The 20,049-nt window shown below is 47.1% G+C and carries 19 protein-coding genes and 1 riboswitch; of the genes, 15 read left to right on the top strand and 4 right to left on the bottom strand.

What is annotated here, in order from left to right; all coding sequences use genetic code 11:
- Positions 1 to 86 precede the first annotated feature (86 nt).
- The 10 genes from dacB (at position 87) to ACQ5DJ_RS05435 (ending at position 12,984) form a co-directional block, all read left to right on the top strand.
- On the top strand, positions 87 to 2,981 hold the full coding sequence (dacB, locus tag ACQ5DJ_RS05390) for a D-alanyl-D-alanine carboxypeptidase/D-alanyl-D-alanine endopeptidase (RefSeq protein WP_429841532.1): 2,895 nt from the start codon (positions 87 to 89) through the stop codon (positions 2,979 to 2,981).
- A 167-nt stretch (positions 2,982 to 3,148) separates the two neighbouring features.
- Positions 3,149 to 4,213, top strand: coding sequence for an Ldh family oxidoreductase (locus ACQ5DJ_RS05395; RefSeq protein WP_429841533.1), 1,065 nt, complete (start codon positions 3,149 to 3,151; stop codon positions 4,211 to 4,213).
- 84 nt (positions 4,214 to 4,297) lie between these two features.
- Positions 4,298 to 4,690, top strand: a complete 393-nt coding sequence (gene panD / locus ACQ5DJ_RS05400; RefSeq protein ID WP_429841534.1) for an aspartate 1-decarboxylase — start codon at positions 4,298 to 4,300, stop codon at positions 4,688 to 4,690.
- Entirely contained in the window at positions 4,687 to 5,421 is a 735-nt protein-coding gene (locus tag ACQ5DJ_RS05405) for a YheC/YheD family protein (RefSeq protein WP_429841665.1), read from the top strand. Before panD ends, ACQ5DJ_RS05405 begins: the two co-directional genes overlap by 4 nt.
- A gap of 188 nt (positions 5,422 to 5,609) precedes the next feature.
- The gene (gene brnQ, locus ACQ5DJ_RS05410; protein WP_429841535.1) at positions 5,610 to 6,953 is read left to right on the top strand and encodes a branched-chain amino acid transport system II carrier protein; all 1,344 of its coding nucleotides are present in this window, start codon (positions 5,610 to 5,612) and stop codon (positions 6,951 to 6,953) included.
- A 130-nt stretch (positions 6,954 to 7,083) separates the two neighbouring features.
- The gene (locus tag ACQ5DJ_RS05415) at positions 7,084 to 8,289 is read left to right on the top strand and encodes a DUF418 domain-containing protein (protein ID WP_429841536.1); all 1,206 of its coding nucleotides are present in this window, start codon (positions 7,084 to 7,086) and stop codon (positions 8,287 to 8,289) included.
- Positions 8,290 to 8,509: 220 nt separating this feature from the next.
- On the top strand, positions 8,510 to 9,922 hold the full coding sequence (locus ACQ5DJ_RS05420) for an FMN-binding glutamate synthase family protein (protein ID WP_429841537.1): 1,413 nt from the start codon (positions 8,510 to 8,512) through the stop codon (positions 9,920 to 9,922).
- 20 nt (positions 9,923 to 9,942) lie between these two features.
- Entirely contained in the window at positions 9,943 to 10,725 is a 783-nt protein-coding gene (locus ACQ5DJ_RS05425) for a YqjF family protein (protein WP_429841538.1), read from the top strand.
- A 122-nt stretch (positions 10,726 to 10,847) separates the two neighbouring features.
- Positions 10,848 to 12,023, top strand: a complete 1,176-nt coding sequence (locus ACQ5DJ_RS05430; protein WP_429841666.1) for an acyltransferase — start codon at positions 10,848 to 10,850, stop codon at positions 12,021 to 12,023.
- Between the two features lie 61 nt (positions 12,024 to 12,084).
- Positions 12,085 to 12,984, top strand: a complete 900-nt coding sequence (locus ACQ5DJ_RS05435; protein WP_429841539.1) for a DMT family transporter — start codon at positions 12,085 to 12,087, stop codon at positions 12,982 to 12,984.
- 134 nt (positions 12,985 to 13,118) lie between these two features.
- On the opposite strand, the gene ACQ5DJ_RS05440 is transcribed toward ACQ5DJ_RS05435, so the two are convergent.
- Positions 13,119 to 14,426 carry an aminotransferase class I/II-fold pyridoxal phosphate-dependent enzyme gene (locus ACQ5DJ_RS05440; protein WP_144615239.1) on the bottom strand — a complete coding sequence of 436 codons (1,308 nt, stop codon included), beginning with the start codon at positions 14,424 to 14,426 and terminating at the stop codon, positions 13,119 to 13,121.
- 178 nt (positions 14,427 to 14,604) lie between these two features.
- Between ACQ5DJ_RS05440 and def the strand changes: the two genes are divergently transcribed.
- From def to ACQ5DJ_RS05455, 3 genes are all read left to right on the top strand, one after another.
- On the top strand, positions 14,605 to 15,132 hold the full coding sequence (def, locus tag ACQ5DJ_RS05445) for a peptide deformylase (RefSeq protein WP_429841540.1): 528 nt from the start codon (positions 14,605 to 14,607) through the stop codon (positions 15,130 to 15,132).
- Positions 15,133 to 15,162: 30 nt separating this feature from the next.
- Positions 15,163 to 16,173 (top strand): homoserine dehydrogenase, encoded by a 1,011-nt coding sequence (locus tag ACQ5DJ_RS05450; RefSeq protein WP_429841541.1) that lies wholly within the window; start codon positions 15,163 to 15,165, stop codon positions 16,171 to 16,173.
- A gap of 100 nt (positions 16,174 to 16,273) precedes the next feature.
- Positions 16,274 to 16,429 (top strand): hypothetical protein, encoded by a 156-nt coding sequence (locus ACQ5DJ_RS05455; protein WP_429841542.1) that lies wholly within the window; start codon positions 16,274 to 16,276, stop codon positions 16,427 to 16,429.
- Positions 16,430 to 16,493: 64 nt separating this feature from the next.
- Here the strand turns inward: ACQ5DJ_RS05455 and ACQ5DJ_RS05460 are convergent, their stop codons facing one another.
- On the bottom strand, positions 16,494 to 17,288 hold the full coding sequence (locus tag ACQ5DJ_RS05460) for a CAP domain-containing protein (protein WP_429841543.1): 795 nt from the start codon (positions 17,286 to 17,288) through the stop codon (positions 16,494 to 16,496).
- Positions 17,289 to 17,295: 7 nt separating this feature from the next.
- A riboswitch (cyclic di-AMP (ydaO/yuaA leader) is annotated at positions 17,296 to 17,448 on the bottom strand.
- Between the two features lie 84 nt (positions 17,449 to 17,532).
- Positions 17,533 to 17,877 (bottom strand): rhodanese-like domain-containing protein, encoded by a 345-nt coding sequence (locus ACQ5DJ_RS05465; protein ID WP_429841544.1) that lies wholly within the window; start codon positions 17,875 to 17,877, stop codon positions 17,533 to 17,535.
- A gap of 430 nt (positions 17,878 to 18,307) precedes the next feature.
- Here ACQ5DJ_RS05465 and ACQ5DJ_RS05470 point away from each other — a divergent pair, with 430 nt between their 5' ends.
- Positions 18,308 to 18,511: a cold-shock protein gene (locus ACQ5DJ_RS05470; protein WP_007729289.1), complete on the top strand. Its 204-nt coding sequence runs from the start codon at positions 18,308 to 18,310 to the stop codon at positions 18,509 to 18,511.
- 166 nt (positions 18,512 to 18,677) lie between these two features.
- Here the strand turns inward: ACQ5DJ_RS05470 and ACQ5DJ_RS05475 are convergent, their stop codons facing one another.
- Entirely contained in the window at positions 18,678 to 19,124 is a 447-nt protein-coding gene (locus ACQ5DJ_RS05475) for a hypothetical protein (RefSeq protein WP_429841545.1), read from the bottom strand.
- A 140-nt stretch (positions 19,125 to 19,264) separates the two neighbouring features.
- On the opposite strand from ACQ5DJ_RS05475, the gene ACQ5DJ_RS05480 reads away from it, so the two are divergent.
- Entirely contained in the window at positions 19,265 to 19,978 is a 714-nt protein-coding gene (locus ACQ5DJ_RS05480) for a 2-phosphosulfolactate phosphatase (protein WP_429841546.1), read from the top strand.
- The last annotated feature ends 71 nt before the right edge of the window (positions 19,979 to 20,049 follow it).

The following is a 20,049-nucleotide window of genomic DNA, read 5'->3' on the forward strand; positions in this document are numbered from 1 at the left end:
TTCCGAATAGATAGAATACGTGTTATCATGATGGCGTACTGTGATTTGTTGGCTGAAATCGCCCAGACTATGACAAGGAGGTTATCATGAATCATTTGTTTGCTTTTCGACGTGTCGGTACGTGGTTTTTCGTGTTGGCTCTCTTGTTGCAGGTAGCAGCTTCGCCTGCACTAGCCAAGGAAGAGGTCGCTTCTTCTAGTCCTCTGGCACTCAGCATAGAAAAATTCCTCGCCGATTTGAAAAACGATGAGAATAGCAAGGGGATGTACGCTGGAATCGCGGTCTACGATCTAACCGACAAAAAGTACGTATATAAACACAATGCCGAACGTAATTTTATCCCGGCTTCCAACATGAAGCTGTTTACGACCATTGCGGGTCTGGATAAACTGGGGCCGGATTATCAATGGAAGACCGAGGTGTTTGTTTCGGGAGAGGTAAATAACGGAGGCGTTTTGCAAGGAGATTTGATTTTAAAAGGCTATGGGGACCCTAGCCTGACCCCAGACGATTTGCAACAAATGGCAAAAGCTATCAAGGATTTGGGGATGAAACGAATCAATGGAAACCTGCTTCTCGATGACAGCTATTTCGATGAGACCAGATTGGGCACGAGCTGGATGTGGGATGACGAACCGTATGGGTACAGCGCTCAGGTCAGTGGATTAGCCGTAAACAAAAACTTTACGACCTTAACCGCAACCCCTGGTAAAACGGTGAACGATGCCCCCATCCTGACCATGAATCCGGCTACGACATACATAACAGTCACAAACCAGTTGAAGACGACAGAGGGCAAGGAGAGCAACGTGCTCGTCGAGCGTCCGCGCGGAAAAAATGAAATCATCGTATCCGGTACGATTGGGATGCAAGCAGCTCCCTATGAGGAAGATGTTACGATGGAAGACCCGGCTTTTTATGTGGGCGATCTGTGGAAGGATCAGTTGCTGAAACAAGGGATTGCCTTACATCCGAAGATAGAAGTGAAAAAAACCGTGCTGCAACGCGGAGTGCCGCTCTATACCCACTTGTCTAAACCGTTGGATGAGATCACGGTGGAGCTCAACAAGGATAGTGACAACTTCTATGCGGAAATGCTTGTAAAGACGCTGGGGGTTACCCAGAAAAGCGAGGGTAGCTTTGACGCAGGCAGTGAAGCGGTAGCGGACGTGATGAAGCGCGCTGGCATTGAGTCAGGATTTCGCCAGGTAGATGGCTCGGGGTTATCGAGATTTAATATGATCACTCCTGAACAAATGATCGAAGCCCTCATCTTTTTACAGGAGCAAGAATATCGAACGGAGCTAGAAAAATCACTCCCAATCGCAGGAGTGGACGGCACCTTGAAAAACCGCATGAAAGGAACCAGTGCGGAAAAGAATTTGTTTGCGAAGACAGGTTCGTTAAGTGGAGTTAACACGATGTCTGGCTATGTCACGGCAAAAAATGGTCATAAGCTGGCCTTTTCGATTCTGATCAACGGCATCTATAAATCGAAGTATGCGAGGGACCTACAGGATCAAATCGGCATTTTGTTAACAACCTATCCGGATATCGCAGCACCGGAAGGATTCCGCCCTCCAGAGAAAAAGACGTACGAACTTTCTGCTTTGATCGATCCTATCCTCGATACGCCGGAAGCAGCAGGTGTAACGGCAGGCATCATGATCAAATCATTGGATGCAACAGGTGATCCCGTCTTATACGAGAGGGATGCGGACACACTGCTTACCCCTGCTTCGAATCTGAAGTTGTTGACAACTGCCACAGCGTTGAATCAGCTTGGTTCGGATTACGTATTCAAAACAGAGCTGTATGGAGACGCACCGATCCCCTCTCCGGGAGTACAAAAAGGCAATCTGTATGTGAAAGGATACGGTGACCCTACTTTGCACACAGAGAATGCGTTGCAGGTACAGGAAGGTGTGTCGATTGAAAAAATAGCAGGGTGGCTCAAGCAACAAGGAATCACGCGTATCAACGGGAATCTCGTGATGGATGAAAGCTACTTTGACCAACAACGGCTTGGCCTCGGCTGGGCATGGGATGACGAGAGCTATTATTACAACCCGACCATTGGGGCTCTAGCATTGAACCGTGGGACGGTTATGATCGAATTCAAGCCTGCTAACGATGCTGGTGAACCAGTGGATATCAACGTGCTCCCCAAAACAGCGTATGTGCAAGTGATCAATGAAGCCAAGACCGTACAAAAAGGGGAAGAAAATACGTTTGCTATTCTGCGTGGCCGTGGCACAAATACCATCAGGCTGTCAGGGAACCTCCCACTAGATCACGAAGGCGATTACGAGCGCGTACCTGTAGAAGAGCCAGCCAAGTACGTGGGGACCGTGCTGAAGGAAACGTTGGAACAGCATGGAATTACGTTTGCTCCGAAAAGCGAAGTGTTGATCCAGCCAGTTCCTTCAGCAGCGGTGAAATGGACACAATTTGAGTCGCTGCCGTTGAAGGATATCGTTCAGTACCTCAACAAGCGCAGTGACAATTACTACGCCGAAATGCTCCTCAAGACACTCGGAGCTGTAAAGAAAGGGAAAGGGAGCGCAGTGGCTGGGGCAGAGGTCGTCATGGAAACCGTATCTTCGCTCGGCGGGAGTACCACCTTCGACATGATGGATGGATCAGGATTAACGCGCTACAATCTTATTTCTGCTCGGCAGATCGCATCTGTACTTGAGGGAATGAACAAGGAATCATCATTTACCACTTATGATGAATCTTTACCCATAGCTGGAATGGATGGAACGCTGAAAAACCGCTTGAAGGACACACCCGCGGCTAATAATCTTCATGCGAAAACAGGTTCGATGACGGGTGTAAATACACTGTCGGGCTATATCACAACCAAAGCCGGGGAAAAGCTCATCGTTTCGATTATGTTTAATGGCTATGTCGAGGATGAAGAGCTATTCACCAAGATGCAGGACCAGATCATTACGATACTGGCCAGTTATGAATAAGAATCAAGCAAAAAAGGAGCCCCACTATCGGGAGCTCCTTTTTTGCGTTGATCGTCAATTGAACTGGGTCAATGCCTGTAGCGGTCATTCAGCGGGTGACATATCTATATTCAGATTAGGAAGCAGGCGAAGTACAGAACAGCGGTGAAGGAGGGGAAAAAGAGAAGATGCACCCTGCACTCTTTCATTGGAAGCGTTTGGAGCAAGTCGTAACAGAAGTGCTAGTACAGGCAGGTGCCAGACGTGAGCATGCAAGGTTTGTCGCAGAATCTCTCGTCCATGCTGATTTGCGCGGCATCGAGTCCCATGGTTTGGCGAGGTTGCCGATTTATATCCAACGAATCGAAGCAGGCCTGATTGAATTGAACGATGTACCAGTGATATGGAAACAGGAGGGAGCAACCGCACTTGTAGACGGCAAAAACCAGTTGGGGGCGGTAGTAGGGGTGGCGGCTTTGGAAGAAGCGATCAAGTTGTCAGGCCAAATGGGAATAGGGGTAGTTGGTGTTCGTCATTCCAACCACTTTGGCTCCTGTTCGTACTATGCAGAACGAGCGATCGCAGAAGGAAGGATTCTTCTTGTCCTTTCCAATGCCCCCGAAGCAATGGCACCTACAGGAGGGATGCGCCCTTTTTTCGGAACAAACCCAATTGCTGTGGGAATACCAGCAGGGGAAGAGCCATCCTTTTTGTTAGATATGGCTACGAGTGTCGCTGCCAGGGGAAAAATCGCCTTAGCCGTTAAAAAAGGGGAAACGATTCCTGCCGATTGGGCCATCGATCCCACTGGAAAGGAAACAACTGATCCCGCACAAGCCTTGCTAGGCTCACTTTTGCCGATCGGGGGAGCAAAGGGTTATGGATTGGCGATGTTCATCGATATCTTATGTGGGCTGCTAACGGGTGCAGCAACGGGACCACACGTAAAAAGCCTGTATGACAATTGGAACGATCCACAAAACGTTGGACATCTATTTTTGATGGTGGACATTGAGAGATTTATGCCACTGACCGATTTTTGTGCCAGTATGGATGCATACATTCGTGAGGTGAAAAGCGTACCTACGAAGGAAGGGGTATCCGAAATTTTCATTCCTGGGGAGATCGAGAGCCGAAAAAAGCAAGAACGTTTGGAAAACGGTATTCCTTTCGAAGCGAATCTGACGAAAGAACTAAGCCAATTATGCCGCACCTATGGAGTCGATTTGCAAGCTGCGTATCATGTCCCCTAACCAGATTTCCTATCGCGGGAGGTTTCATGGACAATACATCGCACATAGACTAATGTCATGGGTTTGGAAAGGAGTGAACCGCCTATGCAACGACACATGTGCAAAGGAAAAATTCACAGGGCGACAGTTACGCAGGCCGAACTGGATTACGTGGGGAGTATCACAATTGACGTTGCTCTCATGGATGCGGCAGATATCAAGCCTTATGAAATCGTGCAAGTAACCAGTTTGCGTAATGCCACGCGCTGGAAAACATACGTGTTACCGGGGGCATCGGGTAGCGGAGTCATCTGTCTGAACGGTCCACCTGCCCACCTCTTCTCGCCAGGAGATCTAGTCATCATTTTGAGTATGGGCATGTACGATGAAACCGAGATCGAACAGCTCGTTCCCAAGGTCGTGTTTGTGGATGAACAGAATCGTATCACGAAAATAGAGGAGCATCATCTGATAAAGAATGGAGAGACATTGCCATAAAACCGCCAAACGTAGGAAAATGGGGCAAGCATAAGCACATGGTCAAAGACGAACTGTTGCAGGAGTATTTGCCCAAAACCCGCGTGTACTCTCCTGAAGAGCTATGGGAGTATGCAGAGGAGTTTACACACGTGATGCTGAAGCCTTCGGGAGGCGGCGGTGGGGCAGGAATTATTCAAGTAACGGCCCGAGGAGAAGAGAAGTTTTTGGTCCATAGTGGGAGTCGTCAGCGTCTCGTAGAGGGGAAAGAGGCCACGATCCGATACGTGGAATCGCTGTTTCGGCCAAAAACATACCTACTCCAGCCACGTATCCCGCTCGGTAGAATCAACGGCAAGCCTTTTGATGTGCGAGTCATGATCCAGCGTAGGAGCAACAAGGAGCCATGGCTCATAACAGGGTGGTGTGCTAAGCTTGCAGGTCCGGGCTATGTTGTGACAAATGTAGCTCGCAGCCGTGGAAAAGTTTTACCCGTCGGCACGGCAATCAAGCTGTCGAATATAGAAGCAGGTCCGCATCTCTTGCGTGATATCCGCATGGTAGCTACGGCGGTAGCTAATCGATTGGGAAGAGCCTATCCGACACTCCGGGAGATCGGTTTAGACTTAGGGATTGATATGGATGGCAAACCATGGATTATTGAAGCCAACTTCCGCCCCTCTCTTTCTCTCTTTCAAAAGCTAGAGGATCAGTCCTTTTACAAACGAATTGTCTCCATGAGAAAACGATAAGAGGAAAACCACTTGTCGATGTTCAAACACTAAGATATGGCAGGTGGTTTCCTTTGTTTTTCTACTCTCAATTATTGCGGGAAAAATGATAATGATCTTGCAATTACAACTATGGCGTTGCTACTAGCGAAGGAACGCAAAAGTTGATAGAATGCCTCTCAATAAGGTGGGAGGTAATATATACATCAATGATAACCTTGTCTAAGAAAGAAATGTTGCTGGTCAGTTTTATGCTGTTTTCGATGTTTTTTGGTGCAGGAAACCTTATTTTTCCACCCTATCTGGGTCAAGAGGCTGGTTCCTATGTTTGGCTGTCGATTGCAGGCTTTGTATTATCGGCTGTCGGTCTTCCCATCCTTGGGGTAATTGCCATCGCAAAAGCAGGGAGCTTTTACCAATTAGCGAGTCGTGTTCATCCAAGCTTTGCTCTTATTTTTCCTATTTTGATTTATGTGTCGATTGGACCCGCACTTGCTATCCCGCGTGCAGGCAGTCTCGCGTACGAGATGGGAATGGCGCCGTTTTTGCCGGCACAAGCCGCTGATTCCACCTGGAGTCTTTTCTTCTATACGGTCGTATTTTTTGGCATTGTCTTTTGGTTTAGTCTGACACCTTCCAAATTGATTGATCGCTTTGGGAAAATACTGACTCCTGCATTGTTGACCATGATTGCATTGATCTACATTAAGAGCTTATTCACACCACTGGGTCCAACGGGGGTACCAGCAGGAAAATATGCCACCAATCCAGTTGTGCAAGGTTTTCTGGACGGGTATTTAACAATGGATGCTTTGGCTGCACTTGTATTTGGTATCGTAATCGCCAATACACTGCGGAGCAAGGGAATCGAAGACAAAAAGCAACTGTCTGCGAATATGATCAAAGCAGGTCTCGGAGCAGGTATGTTGCTGACATTCATCTATGTCATTTTGGGATTGCTCGGTTCATCCGGTGCCTCTTTAGGTAGGCCGGAGAATGGCGGACTGCTCCTGACAGCTATCATGAGGCAGCTATTTGGGACAAGCGGTACGCTGATTCTTGGTGTCATCTTTACCGTCGCTTGCCTTTGTGTATCGATTGGACTCGTAACTTCTTGCAGCCAATACTTTCATGGACGATTCAAAGGTTTGTCCTACAGAGGATGGGCAGTGATTCTCTGTGTCCTGAGCATGGGAGTCGCAAACTTGGGATTATCGGAGATTTTAAGTGTATCTGTCCCGATTTTGGGCGCAATTTATCCAATTGCTATCGTGCTCATTTTGTTGGCGTTGCTAGAGCGCTGGATACCTGCGCATTCGTCTGTGTATATGACGACTGTCGCAGTTGTGACGGTTTTTGGTGTCGTGGATTTGATGAATCTTACGTTTTTTAATCAGAGCTGGAATGATATCTTGGGTGTTCTTCCTTTTTATAAGGAAGGCGCCGGGTGGATCATGCCCGCAATATTTGCTGGTTTTGTCGGTGTTTTGCTCGATTTTCGGAATAAGACAAACCGCACAGGAACAGGAACAAAGACTTCCCCATCAGAATAAGGCAGCACGTAAGAGAGCTTCGTTTTCGCGAAGCTCTTTTGTTGTAGAAGAAGAATTTTGTTACTTTTTTTGAGGTTCATTCGTATTAAAAGTGTTAAAGCCTAAGGAGCAGTTGAGGAGGTTCATTGACGTGAAAGTTGCACCTGTTGCGGAAGGTGAGCGAATTCGGCAGCTAGACGGGATTAGAGGCTTTGCCCTCTTGGGGATCTTGCTGGTGAATATGCCGTCATTTTTGTATCCCATCATGTTCTTACCAGATGCAGGGATGGTCAATACCCATTCAGAAATGGATGGTTGGATACGGCTCTTGTTTAACATGTTTGTACAGACGAAGTTTTACACCATCTTCTCGTTTTTGTTTGGGGTAGGCTTTTTTCTGTTTATGCATCGTGCCGAGAGCAAACAGCTGCCTTATCAGAGTCTGTTTACTCGCAGAATATTGGTTCTGCTGATTGTGGGGATGGCACATCTTGTTTTCCTCTGGTATGGAGACATTCTTCATACGTACGCCCTAGCTGGTTTTCTTCTGTTGTTGTTTTATCACAGGCAAGAAAAGACGATCAAAAGATGGGCGTGGACGCTCTTGATCGGTATGCAGGCATTGTCTGCTCTGATGCTGACCGTTCCTGAGGACCTCGTTCCTATGCCAGATCAATCACCGCTCATACAAAAAGCAATCGATGCTTATAGCAATGGGTCGATCATCGAGTGGTTGCAATTCCGGGTTGCTAACGAAATTCCGGTTGTTCTCTCCCTTGAGTTTATTGTTATCCTTTCTGTTCTGCCGCTCTTTTTATTCGGATTTCTGGCAGCCAAGCGGGGAGTATTTGAGAGGACGGAAGAATTTATTCCGGCCATTCGCCGCGTATGGTGGATTGCGCTGGGCTTGAGTACTGTGCTTGTACCGATGATTCCGCTTATTCAATTCGGCATTGTTACATTTCCAGCCTCGATCTCGATTGCCGTTCAGACATTTGTTACCTGGAGCGGTCTTTCCCTGAGCGCTTTTTACATTACTTCACTTTTGCTTCTGTATCGGAAAGAGAGAGCCAAGCGCATGCTGAAGCATTTGGAACCGGTAGGCAGAATGGCGTTAAGCAACTACTTGAGCCAAACCATCATCGTTGTATTGATTGTGCGTGTTGGACATTTGTACGGAACGCCTGGGTTGGCTCTCGGATTGGTGTTTAGCTTGGTGATTTTCACTGCGCAAATCTTCGTTAGTCGCTGGTGGCTCGCCAACTATCAGTTTGGTCCTGCAGAATGGCTTTGGCGCTGTTTGACATACGGCAAATTTGTACCAATGAAACGAAAAGGAGGATCTCATGCGATTTGACACTATCATGACAATGGCTGTCGTGCTTGTGCTGACGTCCTGTTATTTTTATTTGTGGAAAAGGCTTCGCTCGAAAACGTCCAGTTAATCTGGGCGTTTTTTCTACCTTCCACGGTCAGGGAAAGTGAAGGATAAAAGTGGCATGATTGGGGCAAAATTTTCCTATCTCACATACCTAGTCACAAGCAGCAGCGCTCTGACAGTAGGAAGGAGAAAGAGGATGGCTGGCAATTGGATTTCGTTTTTGATCGGCTCCTTTGTAGGATCGATAGCTGCACTCATCGTGGTGGGACTGCTTTTGATCTGTCTTTTTCGACCTCTTACCCAGTGGGTGCTCGCCAAGTTCATGAAGCGCCTCATGTCAGACCGCTATCCGGAAAATATTTTTGAGATGGTCTCCGCAATGACTAAAGTCAGTCCGCGCTACGTCCTGGAGAACAGCTTGCGAGCAGCTACTGGACAAGCCATCGAACGTCCTTTCGGAAGTCCACGCAAGTTCTTGAACTTCGATAGCTTGATATTTTCTCCTGCACAGCTGGCCAAGATGCCTTCGAGTGAGGATACAGAAGTGGATATGCATATCACGATTGGACCCATGGCAAAAAAGCCGTTAATCTTGGACATTCCGATCATGGCAGGGGCAATGGGATACGGTATCGGTGTAAGTGAGGATGTGAAAATCGCGATTGCAAAAGGAACGGCCGCCGTGGGGACTTTGACGAATACGGGTGAAGGTCCCTTACTGCCGGAAGAAAGGAAATTCGCCAAACATCTGATACTCCAATACAACTCGGGAAAATGGGCAAAGGAGCCAGGAATTTTGCGACAGGCGGACGCCATCGAAATCCATTTTGGGCAAGGGGCGACTGCAGCTGCCGCGAGCTTTATCCCCGCTGAATATATCCAGGGAAGGGCTGCTGAAATCATGGGGGTTCAGGATGAAGAAATCATCGTCATTCCCTCGCGGCATCCTGAAGTATCGAAGCCGGAGGATCTTAAGAAGCTCGTAGACAAGTTGCGCACCATAACAGGCGGCGTTCCGATTGGTGTCAAAATTTGTGCCAGTGCCATTCTTGAAAAAGACCTGGAGATTGTAATCCAGGCCGGTGTAGATTTTATCAGTATTGATGGCGGACAAGCGGGGACAAAAGGTGGACCTCCCATCCTGGAGGATGATTTCGGTTTGCCTACCATTTATGCGCTGACCCGGGCCGTGCGTTATTTGAAGAAAAAAGGTGTGAAAGAACGAATTACCTTATTGTCTGGGGGCGGATATAATACCCCGGGTGAGTGCTTGAAAGCTATTGCTTTGGGAGCAGACGGCATATTTATGGGGACGGCTGTTTTGTGGGCGATGACTCATGATCAGGTGACAAAAGCATTACCGTGGGAACCACCAACAGAGCTGACCACCTATCCAGGGAGCTTGAAAAACAAATTTGACCCCGATTCAGCCACGAAATACTTGGCTAATTTTTTTCTTTCGTTTGTGGATGAGATGGAAATTGCCATCCTTGCGCTGGGGAAAACGTCTCTTCGTGAAGTTACGGCTGCGGATCTCGTCTCACTCGATGAGATGACGAGCAAGGTGACAAAAGTACCCCTTGCCTATCAATCATCCTCTTCCAGTTAAACAGCTTGATCGATGTATGAATGGGAGGGATTCGTATCGAACAGAGGATCATCCAAATCAAGTCGGCTGCAGAGTATAACGGATGGACTATGACGCAGACGTGGGAGCATCTTCTTTTTTTACATTGGGCGATTTCCCCAGCGGCTATCAAAGCGCTCATTCCAGCAGGACTTGAGCTCGATACATACGATGGCAAGGCATGGATCAGTATTATCCCGTTTTTGCTGAGTGGAGTGCGTTTGCGGCGGATGCCATCCGTACCATTCACGACGACTTTCCCTGAAATCAATGTCCGGACGTATGTGAAGGCGAAAGGGAAGACGGGCGTGTATTTTCTATCGTTGGATACGTCGAATCCGCTAGTAATCAAGATTGCGAAATTTTGGTACCGGCTGCCTTATTATCGGGCCCAAATGGCTTTTCATCACCAAGGGGATCGGATCGATTTTACCTCTCGACGTCTATCTGGTCTACCTCACTCTCCCTGGTTCGAAGGCAGCTACCAGCCTCTCGCTGACAGATTTTTCGCCAAAGAAGGAACGCTGATATATTGGCTGACGGAGCGATACACGCTCTTTTGCAGGTGTAACAGAACGAAGCAAATGATGTATGCGGATGTGGTGCACGAACCGTGGCAGCTACAGGAGACAGCCTTTCATATTCGTGAAAACGCGATGACCGAAAACCTGTCAATCCCACTCACGGATTCTCCGCATCTAGCCTTGTATTCACGTGGAGTACAAAGTCTTATTTGGCCGATTCGACGTCTAGTGGATCTATCTTCGGATCAAGGTGGGAAGTAGTGACTGATACCCGTCCATAGGGGTATCAGTCTTTTGGATTTGAGGCTTGCCAGACTGACTTTTGGTCGGTAAGATGGGAGGTAGCACTTTTTTCAGAAAAAGGAAGGATCTGGTATTTGATTATGGCTCGAAAAGAACGAATTGGTGAGTTGGATCTAATCCGGGCCTTTGCATTCTTGGCTGTGGTCTATCAGCATGTCATTGGTGTGTACATCCGTGAGCCGGGACTGACAGAGCAGGTGTCGATCTTCTACGGAATGTTGTTTCATTTGCTAAAATTCGCGGTACCTGCATTTATTTTCATCACGGGCCTTGTTTTGTTTTACAACTACTCCGAAAAAGTGAACTATATTTCCTTCACGAGTAAACGGATAACGGAGATTTTGGTTCCGTATGGAATATGGTCAGTGGTCTATCTTTTCTTGATGGAGAAGCCTTTGGGTGAGGGAGCAGCGTTCGTTTGGAATGTAAGCAAAATGTTCCTGACAGGGACGTCCTCGTATCATCTGTGGTTCGTCGTGATGATTTTTCAGTTCTATCTTTTGTATCCGTTTTGGCAAAGAGTATTTGAACTTTTCCGCAGATTCGTGACAAGCCGCTTCCGTCTCGTTGTTGCTCTTGGTGTCTCCGGATTGGTTTATGGGGGTCTCATGTGGTTTTCAGCGCGGTACATCCCGGCGCACGGTTTCCGTTTCGATATGAATTGGCTTGATACCTATTTCATCAAATACCGCGATCGAAATGCGTTTTATTATTTCTATTACTTTTTATTCGGTGGCTTGGTCGCCTTCACGTTGCCCGCATTTCGCGCACTCCTGAAAAGATACTGGCAATGGATCATCGTTTCGGTGGGTGTCCTGTACGCAGTCATTGGCTATGAACTTTTCCGTGATTCAGGGCAAGGCCAGATCAATTTAAACGTAGCGACATCCTTGAAACCGTCGATGTTCCTCTATACGATGGCTTGTTTATTGGCTGTGTATTCTCTCTGCCTATGGATGAGCAAAAAGCAGTCCAAATGGACACATTGGTTTGGTCTCCTTGGGAAATATTCGTACGGAGCTTATTTGATTCATGCGCTGATCTTGACGTACTTGATGAAGATTTTGCGCGAGCTTCAGCTTTTTCACACGGGCGTGTGGGGAAGTATGGTAGCATTCGTCTTGTGCTCCATTCTTTCTTTTGTCATATCATATGGGCTGGGAAAACTGCCGTTTGGTTCCTGGCTGGTGGGGGCAGCAGAGAAAAAGACGAAAAAGATCCCATCATCTCAAAAAGAATGGCAAAACGCAGGATAGTCACGAGCAGTTTGGCCAGATGTAGAGAATTGTAGGAGGTTGAAGGGAGAAGCGAGTCGACATGCTGTTAGCTTACTTTCAGTTAGCCTTGGCTATGGCCTTGGTCGGAAGCAATATCTCCATCGGTAAAGAAATTGTCTCCCATGTTCCTGTGTTTTTGTTTTCGGAGCTGCGCTTTTTGCTCGCGATCGTCATCCTATTGCCGCTACTGGCTATGCGTGGGGAATGGAAAACGTCTTGGAGCCGAGAGGAAGGCAAGGTATTATTCTGGCAGTCGTTTTTCGGCGTGTTTCTGTTTAGCATTTGCATGCTGTACGGCGTTCAATGGACGACCGCTACTGCAGCCGGTATCATTACGAGTACGGTACCTGCTTGCATCGCTTTGTTTTCGTTCTGGATTCTCAAGGAAAAATTACACGGCAATAGCTTAGTGGCGATCGGTCTTTCAGTGGGAGGCATCAGCTTCATTACGTTCACTGGAGGCGGTGGGGAGCAAAACTGGATAAGTATGCTGGGCAATCTGCTCGTATTTTTTGCGGTCGTCAGCGAAGCGCTCTTTACGATTTTCGCCAAAAGACTTTCTGGGAAAATTACGCCTTTCCAAATGACAGCTGCGATTAATGTCATCAGCTTTGTCTTGTTTCTTCCCTTTGCGATCTGGGAAAGCTTGCGGTTTGATTGGAGTGCCATACCTGTAAATGTGTGGTGGCTTCTTGTGTACTATGCGTTTACGGCCAGCGTCTTATCTTTCTTTCTCTGGTACAAAGGAGTGGAGAAGGTGGAGGCTTCCAAAGCTGGCTTGTTCACCGGAATGATGCCGATAAGTGCTGCTCTCGTGGCTGTCTTTTCCTTGAACGAAGCATTTACTTGGATGCATGGAATGGGGATGATCCTCGTGCTCGCCTCCATTTTTATCAGTACACAGCAGCCACGTCGTAGACGTTCGTCGATTGAAAGCTAATAGAAATAGCATGATGGAAAGGTCTCGGAAACCCTCGCATTTATACTTCTAGGGTATCCGGGTCTTTTTTTGAAAGAAAACGAAAAACGCCCTGACACGAGGTCAAGGCGCTTTTGCAATAGGGGTTGTTCCATTTATTTGGTTACTGCATTCTCCAAATCTTTCACACCACTGTAGACCAATTCGAACAAGTCAGCAATGTTTTCTTCTTCAATGCAAGAGAAGGCAATGCGCAGATCGGTTTGACCGAGAGCGATCGTACCGACGCCATACTGTTCCAGCAAGTGCTGGCGCAATGTTTCCGCTTCGACAGTTTTTAGTTTGAGGCACATGAAGTAGCCGGAATTGAATGGATAGTAGGTCCACACGTCATTGTATTTTTCGCTGTCGAGCACTTCCTTGACGCGGTTGGCACGGCCTTTCATGATATCGAATTTCTCCTGCTTTTGTGCTTTGTACTCTGGAGCAGTGATTGCGTGCAGTACGAACGTTTGGGAAGGATGCGATCCGCTGGAAAGAGTCGCGCGGATGATTCCCATTGTCTTCTGCTCCAAAGCGCTGAGCAAGTCGCTGGATGGAGATGCATACGTAATGAAGCCAACACGGAAGCCCCATACGTAATCTTCTTTGGTAGCCCCATCAACTTTTACAGGCAGAATGCGCGGGTGAACATCGCACAGGTTAGCGAAGAGAGACTCGTGCATCGAGTCCTCGAAGAACAAGCCGAAGTATGCGTCATCTGTCACCGCGACAATGTTGATTCCAGCCTCTGCACCTTCTTTGAGTGCAGCGACGATTTGTTTTCCTTCCTCTGGACCCGGTGTATAGCCAGTTGGGTTATTCGGGAAGTTGAGTACGACGATGGCTTTGCCTTTGTCTTTTTGTGCGAGAATGGCATCACGCAAAGCAGTAGCATTAAATTTCATCTCGTCGTTATACAATGGGTAGTAGACCATTTCCGCACCACGGCGGATCGAAAAGGTGAGCTCGTAGTTTTCCCAGTTTTTGTCCGGGATGATGACACTGTCGCCACTATCAGCGAACAAGTCAGATACGATGCTCAGACCATGCGTCAATGCGTTTGTAACGATTGGGTTACTAAACGTATGGTTAGCCAGTGAAGGCTGTTCCTCGATCATTTTTTTACGCCATGCTGCACGCAGCTCAGGCTTTCCTGCTGGGGGAGCATATTCGTAAATGTCTTTTGGCTGGTAAGCTGACAGGTTATCCTGGATGACCTTAAGGTGCATCGGTTGACCGTTTTCCAGTGCAATCCCGATAGTGGCGTTGTACTTTTTCGCTTTTGCTTTCGCTTCTGCCGACTGGCTGAGAATTCCTTCTTTTGGGAAGTAAATCAGTTTCGCGATGTCAGACAGCATTTCATACACGTGCGGGTTTTCCCGCTGGATGGTTTGGTTCAGCGTTGATGCCAATGAATGCATGATAGCCTCCCTCTTCATTTGAAAACATCTATGTTTACCAATAAAGATAGCGTATCTACATGCATTTGTCACCCTTGCCCGGCGGGATATTTCAGATTTTGCGAGGTTCCTTTTGACAGCGAGGAGCGGATTTGCTACCTTGAAATCGAAAACTGAGTAATGCGGGAGGGAGAAGAAAATGGCTGAACGCAGGATCGTTCGCCTGGGGGACTCTATCTTGCGTGAAACTTCAAAAAGAGTACCGTCCATTACTCCACAGGTTGAAAAGATTTTGGATGATATGGCCCAAACGATTTACGCTGCGAAAGGTCGAGCAGGCTTGTCCGCGATCCAGATTGGCATCCCGAAGCGTTTGGTTGTGATGGATTGTGGTAGCGGTTTGATTGAACTGATCAATCCGGTATGGATAGAGAAATCAGGTGAGCAGGTAGGGCAGGAGGCTTGCCTTTCGATACCGGGTGTGTTTGGAATCGTTCATCGGGCGAATTATGTCAAAGTTCAGACGTTGAACCGCCAAGGAGAAACAAAGACAATCGAAGCCGAAGATTTCCTGGCTCGGTGCATTCAGCACGAGATGGATCATTTGGAAGGAATTTTGTTTATTGATCATACGGAAGAGCTCTACTCAGCAAAAACAGGAAAGAAACTGAATCGCAACGATTTGCATCGGATACAGGCTAAAAGTAGAAAAAAACGGCGGAAATAAATGGAGCATAAACAGCAAGGAGATTGACTTATGAAGCGTTGGAATATTATGTTAACAGGATTTGGAACAGTTGGACAGCAAGTAGCCAGACTGCTAGAGCAGCGACGGAACCGATACCGCGAGCTTTATCAAGCGGATGTCAGACTAGTGGGAGTCGTTCGTTCGGCTTCCGGTCTTTATGATGAGAACGGAATCGATTCAGGAAAATGGGCAGACTATGCTCATACAAAACAAGCAAGGAACCCATCGTGGAACGCGTTGGAATTTATCAAATCGGTTCAAGCGGATGTGCTCATCGAGGCTGGTCCATCTGAAAAAGAGGGAGGACCCGGTCTTACTTTTATTCGTTATGCATTGGAAAATGCTATACATGCAATCGCGATTTCAAAAGGCGCGCTTGTAGTCGATTATTCTGGCTTAGCCACTCTAGCCAAAAAACATGGCGTCGCGTTGAAAGTGAGTGGAGCAACAGCAGCAGCTCTGCCGACGATCGATCTATTGCAGTATAACTTGGCAGGCTGTGAAGTGAAACGAGTCGAAGGCATTTTTACGGGAACGACTAACTTCGTGCTCACAAAAATGATGGAGGAGGGGCTCACCTGTGGGGAGGCTGTCGAGCTCGCTCAGAAGATGGGGATTGCCGAACCGGATCCTTCTTACGATATCGATGGTTGGGATACAGCTTCGAAGCTCACGATCTTGGCAAACGCCGCTTTTGGCGCGCAAGTAAATCTGACCGATATCGCACGTGCAAGTATTCGCGAAATAACTTCGTTACAAATCGAGAGCTGGAAAAAGCATACGAAGATTCCCAAGCTGATCGGACGGATCCAAAAGGAAGCGAATGGCACGCTTTCTGTGGCAGTCGAGCTGTGTGCGGTGGATCTTACCCATCCATTTGCATCTGTATCAGGTACAACAAAAGCCATACGGGTAGAAACAGATGTCATGGGGGATTTATTAGTCGTTGGAGGAAAATCAGATCCTGTCGCGGCAGCAGCGGCTGCCTTAAAAGACCTTGAACATATCATTAGCAGATAGGCGAATTTGCATGTGCTTCCAATGTTCCTTAGGAATGAGCCGTTTACAACCGCGTGCATACTAGGGGTGCACCACAAAAAACGGCGAGGGGGCCATACGGATGAACCAATCGTCTGATGTCAATGCCGAGCTGCAGCAAGTATCTGCTTACCCAACCAAACAAAAAATGCATCAGAAGGACGTTGCTTTGGTAGATGAGCAGGATAGCGGCTGTTGTACCCCCAAAAAGCAGGCATCTGAAGCACAGCAAGAATAACGCCTACACGAAAAAGCCGGGTCTCAATTAAGAGACACCGGCTTTTCGTTTCGTGCCATGCGTTTTATCCGATAAATTCTTGTACCCAGTAGCCATTTGTGACGCCTACACCAATTTTTGTGAACGCTGGGTTCATAATGTTTTCGCGGTGGCCTTCACTGTTCATCCATTGTTGCATAACTTCTTGTGGACTTTGTTGACCCATGGCGATATTCTCACCTGCAGTCGAGTACTGAATGCCATACTGCTTCATCATGTCAAATGGGGAACCGTAAGTTGGGCTGTTGTGGTCAAAATAGTTGTTAGCAGACATATCTTGTGCTTTTGCCAACGCTACTTTGGACAAAGCTGCGTCCATTTGAACAGGCTTGAGACCTGCTTTGGCACGTTCTTGGTTCACCAAATCCGCGACTTGTTTCGCAAAATCACTAGTTTTTCCTTGTTCCACTTGAGTTGCTGGAGCGGCAGGCTGAGTGACGGTTTTGCTAGGTTGCGCTGGTGCAGTTTGAACTGGTGCTGGTTGAACTGGTGTTTGCTGTACTGGAGCTTGTTGTACAGGTGCTGGTTGAAAAGATCCTGGTTGAAGTGGGCATGGTTTTACAGGTGTAGCTTGCCCTTGTTGCATTGGCTGTACTGCTTGTGGCTGACCAGGGACAAAGCCTTGCTTTTGGAAAAAATTATAGAATTGTTGTGCATTTGGTGCTTTTTGGAATTGTCCCATATTTTGACCCACATTGAATTGGAATTGTCCGTTCTTCAATGGGCAGTTAGATGCTGCGGAAGCAGAAGAAGCAAAGCCTGTCAAAGCCAAGCCCAGACCAAGAGTCATCGCGATTGTAACAGAACCAAAACGTTTCATAAAACAAATCTCTCCTTTTTTTTGCCTACGAGGTTAGTTGTCGGATTCGGGTTGAGGAAACAACCCTACGCCAATTCGGCGATTCACCCCATGTGGAATTGCTCATCCACAAAAAAGTCCCCCGCACTTCCTTTTCAGAAAGTCTCGGCTTATTTCGTTTGGCATGAACAACGATATCAGACAATCCCAATCGAAATAAAGGAGTAATATATGGTAAAAAGCTAGAATCGTTGATAAATTAGGCTCATTTCGCTTCGTTTGATTGTTCCTTCCATGCGGTTAAGCCGCCTTCCAATGCATTTGCTTGAAAACCATGCTCACGAAGAAGAGCGGCAGCTTTTTGAGCTTTGTTACCTGTTGTACATACGGTAACAATCTGCACATTTTTCGCAAGTTTTTCGGTTTCTTCATCGAACGGCTTGTCCTGTTCTTTCATTAGAATATAGGGAACGTTTCGGGTCGATGCATTTTCGTGAACGAGGCTGCCGGTGGTAAATTTCTCGACGTCGCGTACGTCCAATAATAGTACAGGCACTTTCTTTTCAAGCATTTCTGATAATTGAATGGTTGTCAAAGTTTGATTTTGCAAATGAAATCCCTCCCACTGCTATTGTAACAGAGTATCGCCTTCCCAGTATAAGGGTGAACGGTTGCTTTTGTTGGACAACCATGGTAGAATGAGATTGCTACTTGAAAAATTGATACCTAATCATTCATCGAGGTGTTTGTATGCTGATGGATAACATTTTTGAATCCCCGATTCACACTGGCGCGGTCATCGGAGCCGCAAGGATGGAAGAGAGGAAGGGCTTTCATTGTTTTAGGTTTTCAAAAGGTTTAGTTTTTAATTTTGCAGTTCCGTCCTATGACATTCGCATATTTACTAAGTAGGTACAATTCACATATCATGAAGGCGTATCATAGCACATGATCTGGTATTCCTTCATGATATGTGAGCTTTATTTGCTTCGGTAAATATGACTAGCATATTCAAATTGAATTTTTGGAGGTTTTTTTAAATGCAAACGAACGGAACAGTAAAATGGTTTAACGCAGAAAAAGGTTTCGGTTTCATTCAAGTAGAAGGCGGAGACGATGTATTCGTTCACTTCAGCGCAATCCAAGGTGACGGTTTCAAAACTTTGGACGAAGGTCAAAAAGTTCAATTCAACATCGTTCAAGGCAACCGTGGCCCACAAGCTGAGAACGTAGTAAAACTGTAAGTCTCCTTTTAAAAGAAACTGTCCTTTCGAGGGCAGTTTTTTTGTCGTGGACGTAGAAGTAAAAAGGCGTTGGGATAGTCTCGAACGCCTTTTCCTGCATGCGAATAGATTAAAAAAGGAACTATGGCGTCTCACCATAATTCCTCATTTTCTTCCTGCAAAATAGTTAAATACAAGTTTCGATTTCGACAGTTTGTAATTGACTGTCAAGAACTGAAAGACCGACCACTTGACCGCCGCCGATAGAAGTACGGCCATAGGTGGTGAGAAGGACATTTCTGTTGTTTTCTGCTACGGTAAGGCGGACTTCATAGTGGAAAGAAGCGGGGACCAGCGCATTGAAAGCAGTCCGAGTATTCGCAGGGATAAATTGCGTGATGTCAAGCAAGGTGCTAACTGGATTCGTTTGCGTAACTGCGTTACCCCAGTTCAATACTTGCACACGTACTTCAACCTCTTCTGTGTTCAGATTTACCAGGTCGAGGTGAGCGGTGAGAGCAACAGCGAGGTTGTTTTGCAAAATACCAGTCGTTCTCACAGTATTTCTTTTTGGGCGTCTGTGACTTCTTTTTTCCGAAACACCTTGATCGTCGTCGTATTCGATTTCAGACATCCATGTTCACTCCATTCTTGTGTAATCTAGTGGGACAATAATACGATATTGTTTCTTGGCTTGATTTGTAACGGCGAACGTAAGGGGACGAGTAACTATTTTTGATAGAGGATGGTGGAGGTTTTGGGAGAAACGCCTGTATGCAACAACTAGACTATACAGCTCGATTTGATTGGGGATACGAAGGGGTGGAACAGGTCGGGGCAGCATCGGATATGATCGTCATTATCGATGTGCTCTCCTTCAGCACGTGTGTCGATATCGTAACGGGACGTGGAGGTATCGTCTATCCTTGTCAGGTAAAGGATGAGTCAGCTGTAGCATTCGCGAAACAAAAAGCAGCGTTGCTCGCTGGAAAACGCGGAGAACCAATTTCCCTTTCACCCGCCTGTCTGAAAACGGTTCCGATGGGAAGTAGAATGGTGTTACCCTCGCCAAACGGATCGACCTGTACCGTGTTGGCAAAGAAAACAGGTGCGAAGGTAATCGCTGCATGCTTACGAAATGCGCCATCTGTCGCCAAATACATACAGCAGCAGAAAGGAACCGTAACGGTCATCGCTTGCGGTGAACGGTGGGGAAATGGAGCATTGCGACCCGCTATGGAGGATATGATTGCGGCAGGTGCGCTGCTTCACGAATTGGAGGGGTATCGATTGTCACCAGAGGCCGAAATGGCGGTGGCAGCATTCCGATCCGCCCAAGTTTATCTTCTCGCTTACTTGCAGAAATGTGCAACTGGCCAAGAGCTGATCAGCAGGGGGTACCCGGAAGATGTCGCACTTGCAGCGGAGTGGAATCAGAGTAGCACGGTTCCAGTGCTTAACGATGATTTTGCTTACGAAGCTATTTAGTCTTTTCGCATAAAGAATCCCTCATTCGGTAACCATGGTTATGAACCACACATGAGAAAAACTGGACAGGG

Source organism: Brevibacillus sp. FIR094 (assembly GCF_050477165.1).
Classification (GTDB): domain Bacteria; phylum Bacillota; class Bacilli; order Brevibacillales; family Brevibacillaceae; genus Brevibacillus.

What these genes read in the sequence shown, in the direction of transcription:
- ACQ5DJ_RS05420 (WP_429841537.1), top strand. Translation starts at nt 8,510, where the DNA reads ATGGCTGGCAATTGGATTTCGTTTTTGATCGGCTCCTTTGTAGGATCG.
- ACQ5DJ_RS05425 (WP_429841538.1), top strand. Translation starts at nt 9,943, where the DNA reads ATGGGAGGGATTCGTATCGAACAGAGGATCATCCAAATCAAGTCGGCT.
- ACQ5DJ_RS05460 (WP_429841543.1), bottom strand. Translation starts at nt 17,288, where the DNA reads ATGAAACGTTTTGGTTCTGTTACAATCGCGATGACTCTTGGTCTGGGC.
- ACQ5DJ_RS05480 (WP_429841546.1), top strand. Translation starts at nt 19,265, where the DNA reads ATGCAACAACTAGACTATACAGCTCGATTTGATTGGGGATACGAAGGG.
- ACQ5DJ_RS05470 (WP_007729289.1), top strand. Translation starts at nt 18,308, where the DNA reads ATGCAAACGAACGGAACAGTAAAATGGTTTAACGCAGAAAAAGGTTTC.
- ACQ5DJ_RS05450 (WP_429841541.1), top strand. Translation starts at nt 15,163, where the DNA reads ATGAAGCGTTGGAATATTATGTTAACAGGATTTGGAACAGTTGGACAG.
- ACQ5DJ_RS05475 (WP_429841545.1), bottom strand. Translation starts at nt 19,124, where the DNA reads ATGTCTGAAATCGAATACGACGACGATCAAGGTGTTTCGGAAAAAAGA.
- dacB (WP_429841532.1), top strand. Translation starts at nt 87, where the DNA reads ATGAATCATTTGTTTGCTTTTCGACGTGTCGGTACGTGGTTTTTCGTG.
- def (WP_429841540.1), top strand. Translation starts at nt 14,605, where the DNA reads ATGGCTGAACGCAGGATCGTTCGCCTGGGGGACTCTATCTTGCGTGAA.
- ACQ5DJ_RS05430 (WP_429841666.1), top strand. Translation starts at nt 10,848, where the DNA reads ATGGCTCGAAAAGAACGAATTGGTGAGTTGGATCTAATCCGGGCCTTT.
- panD (WP_429841534.1), top strand. Translation starts at nt 4,298, where the DNA reads ATGCAACGACACATGTGCAAAGGAAAAATTCACAGGGCGACAGTTACG.
- ACQ5DJ_RS05440 (WP_144615239.1), bottom strand. Translation starts at nt 14,426, where the DNA reads ATGCATTCATTGGCATCAACGCTGAACCAAACCATCCAGCGGGAAAAC.
- brnQ (WP_429841535.1), top strand. Translation starts at nt 5,610, where the DNA reads ATGATAACCTTGTCTAAGAAAGAAATGTTGCTGGTCAGTTTTATGCTG.
- ACQ5DJ_RS05455 (WP_429841542.1), top strand. Translation starts at nt 16,274, where the DNA reads ATGAACCAATCGTCTGATGTCAATGCCGAGCTGCAGCAAGTATCTGCT.
- ACQ5DJ_RS05395 (WP_429841533.1), top strand. Translation starts at nt 3,149, where the DNA reads ATGCACCCTGCACTCTTTCATTGGAAGCGTTTGGAGCAAGTCGTAACA.
- ACQ5DJ_RS05435 (WP_429841539.1), top strand. Translation starts at nt 12,085, where the DNA reads ATGCTGTTAGCTTACTTTCAGTTAGCCTTGGCTATGGCCTTGGTCGGA.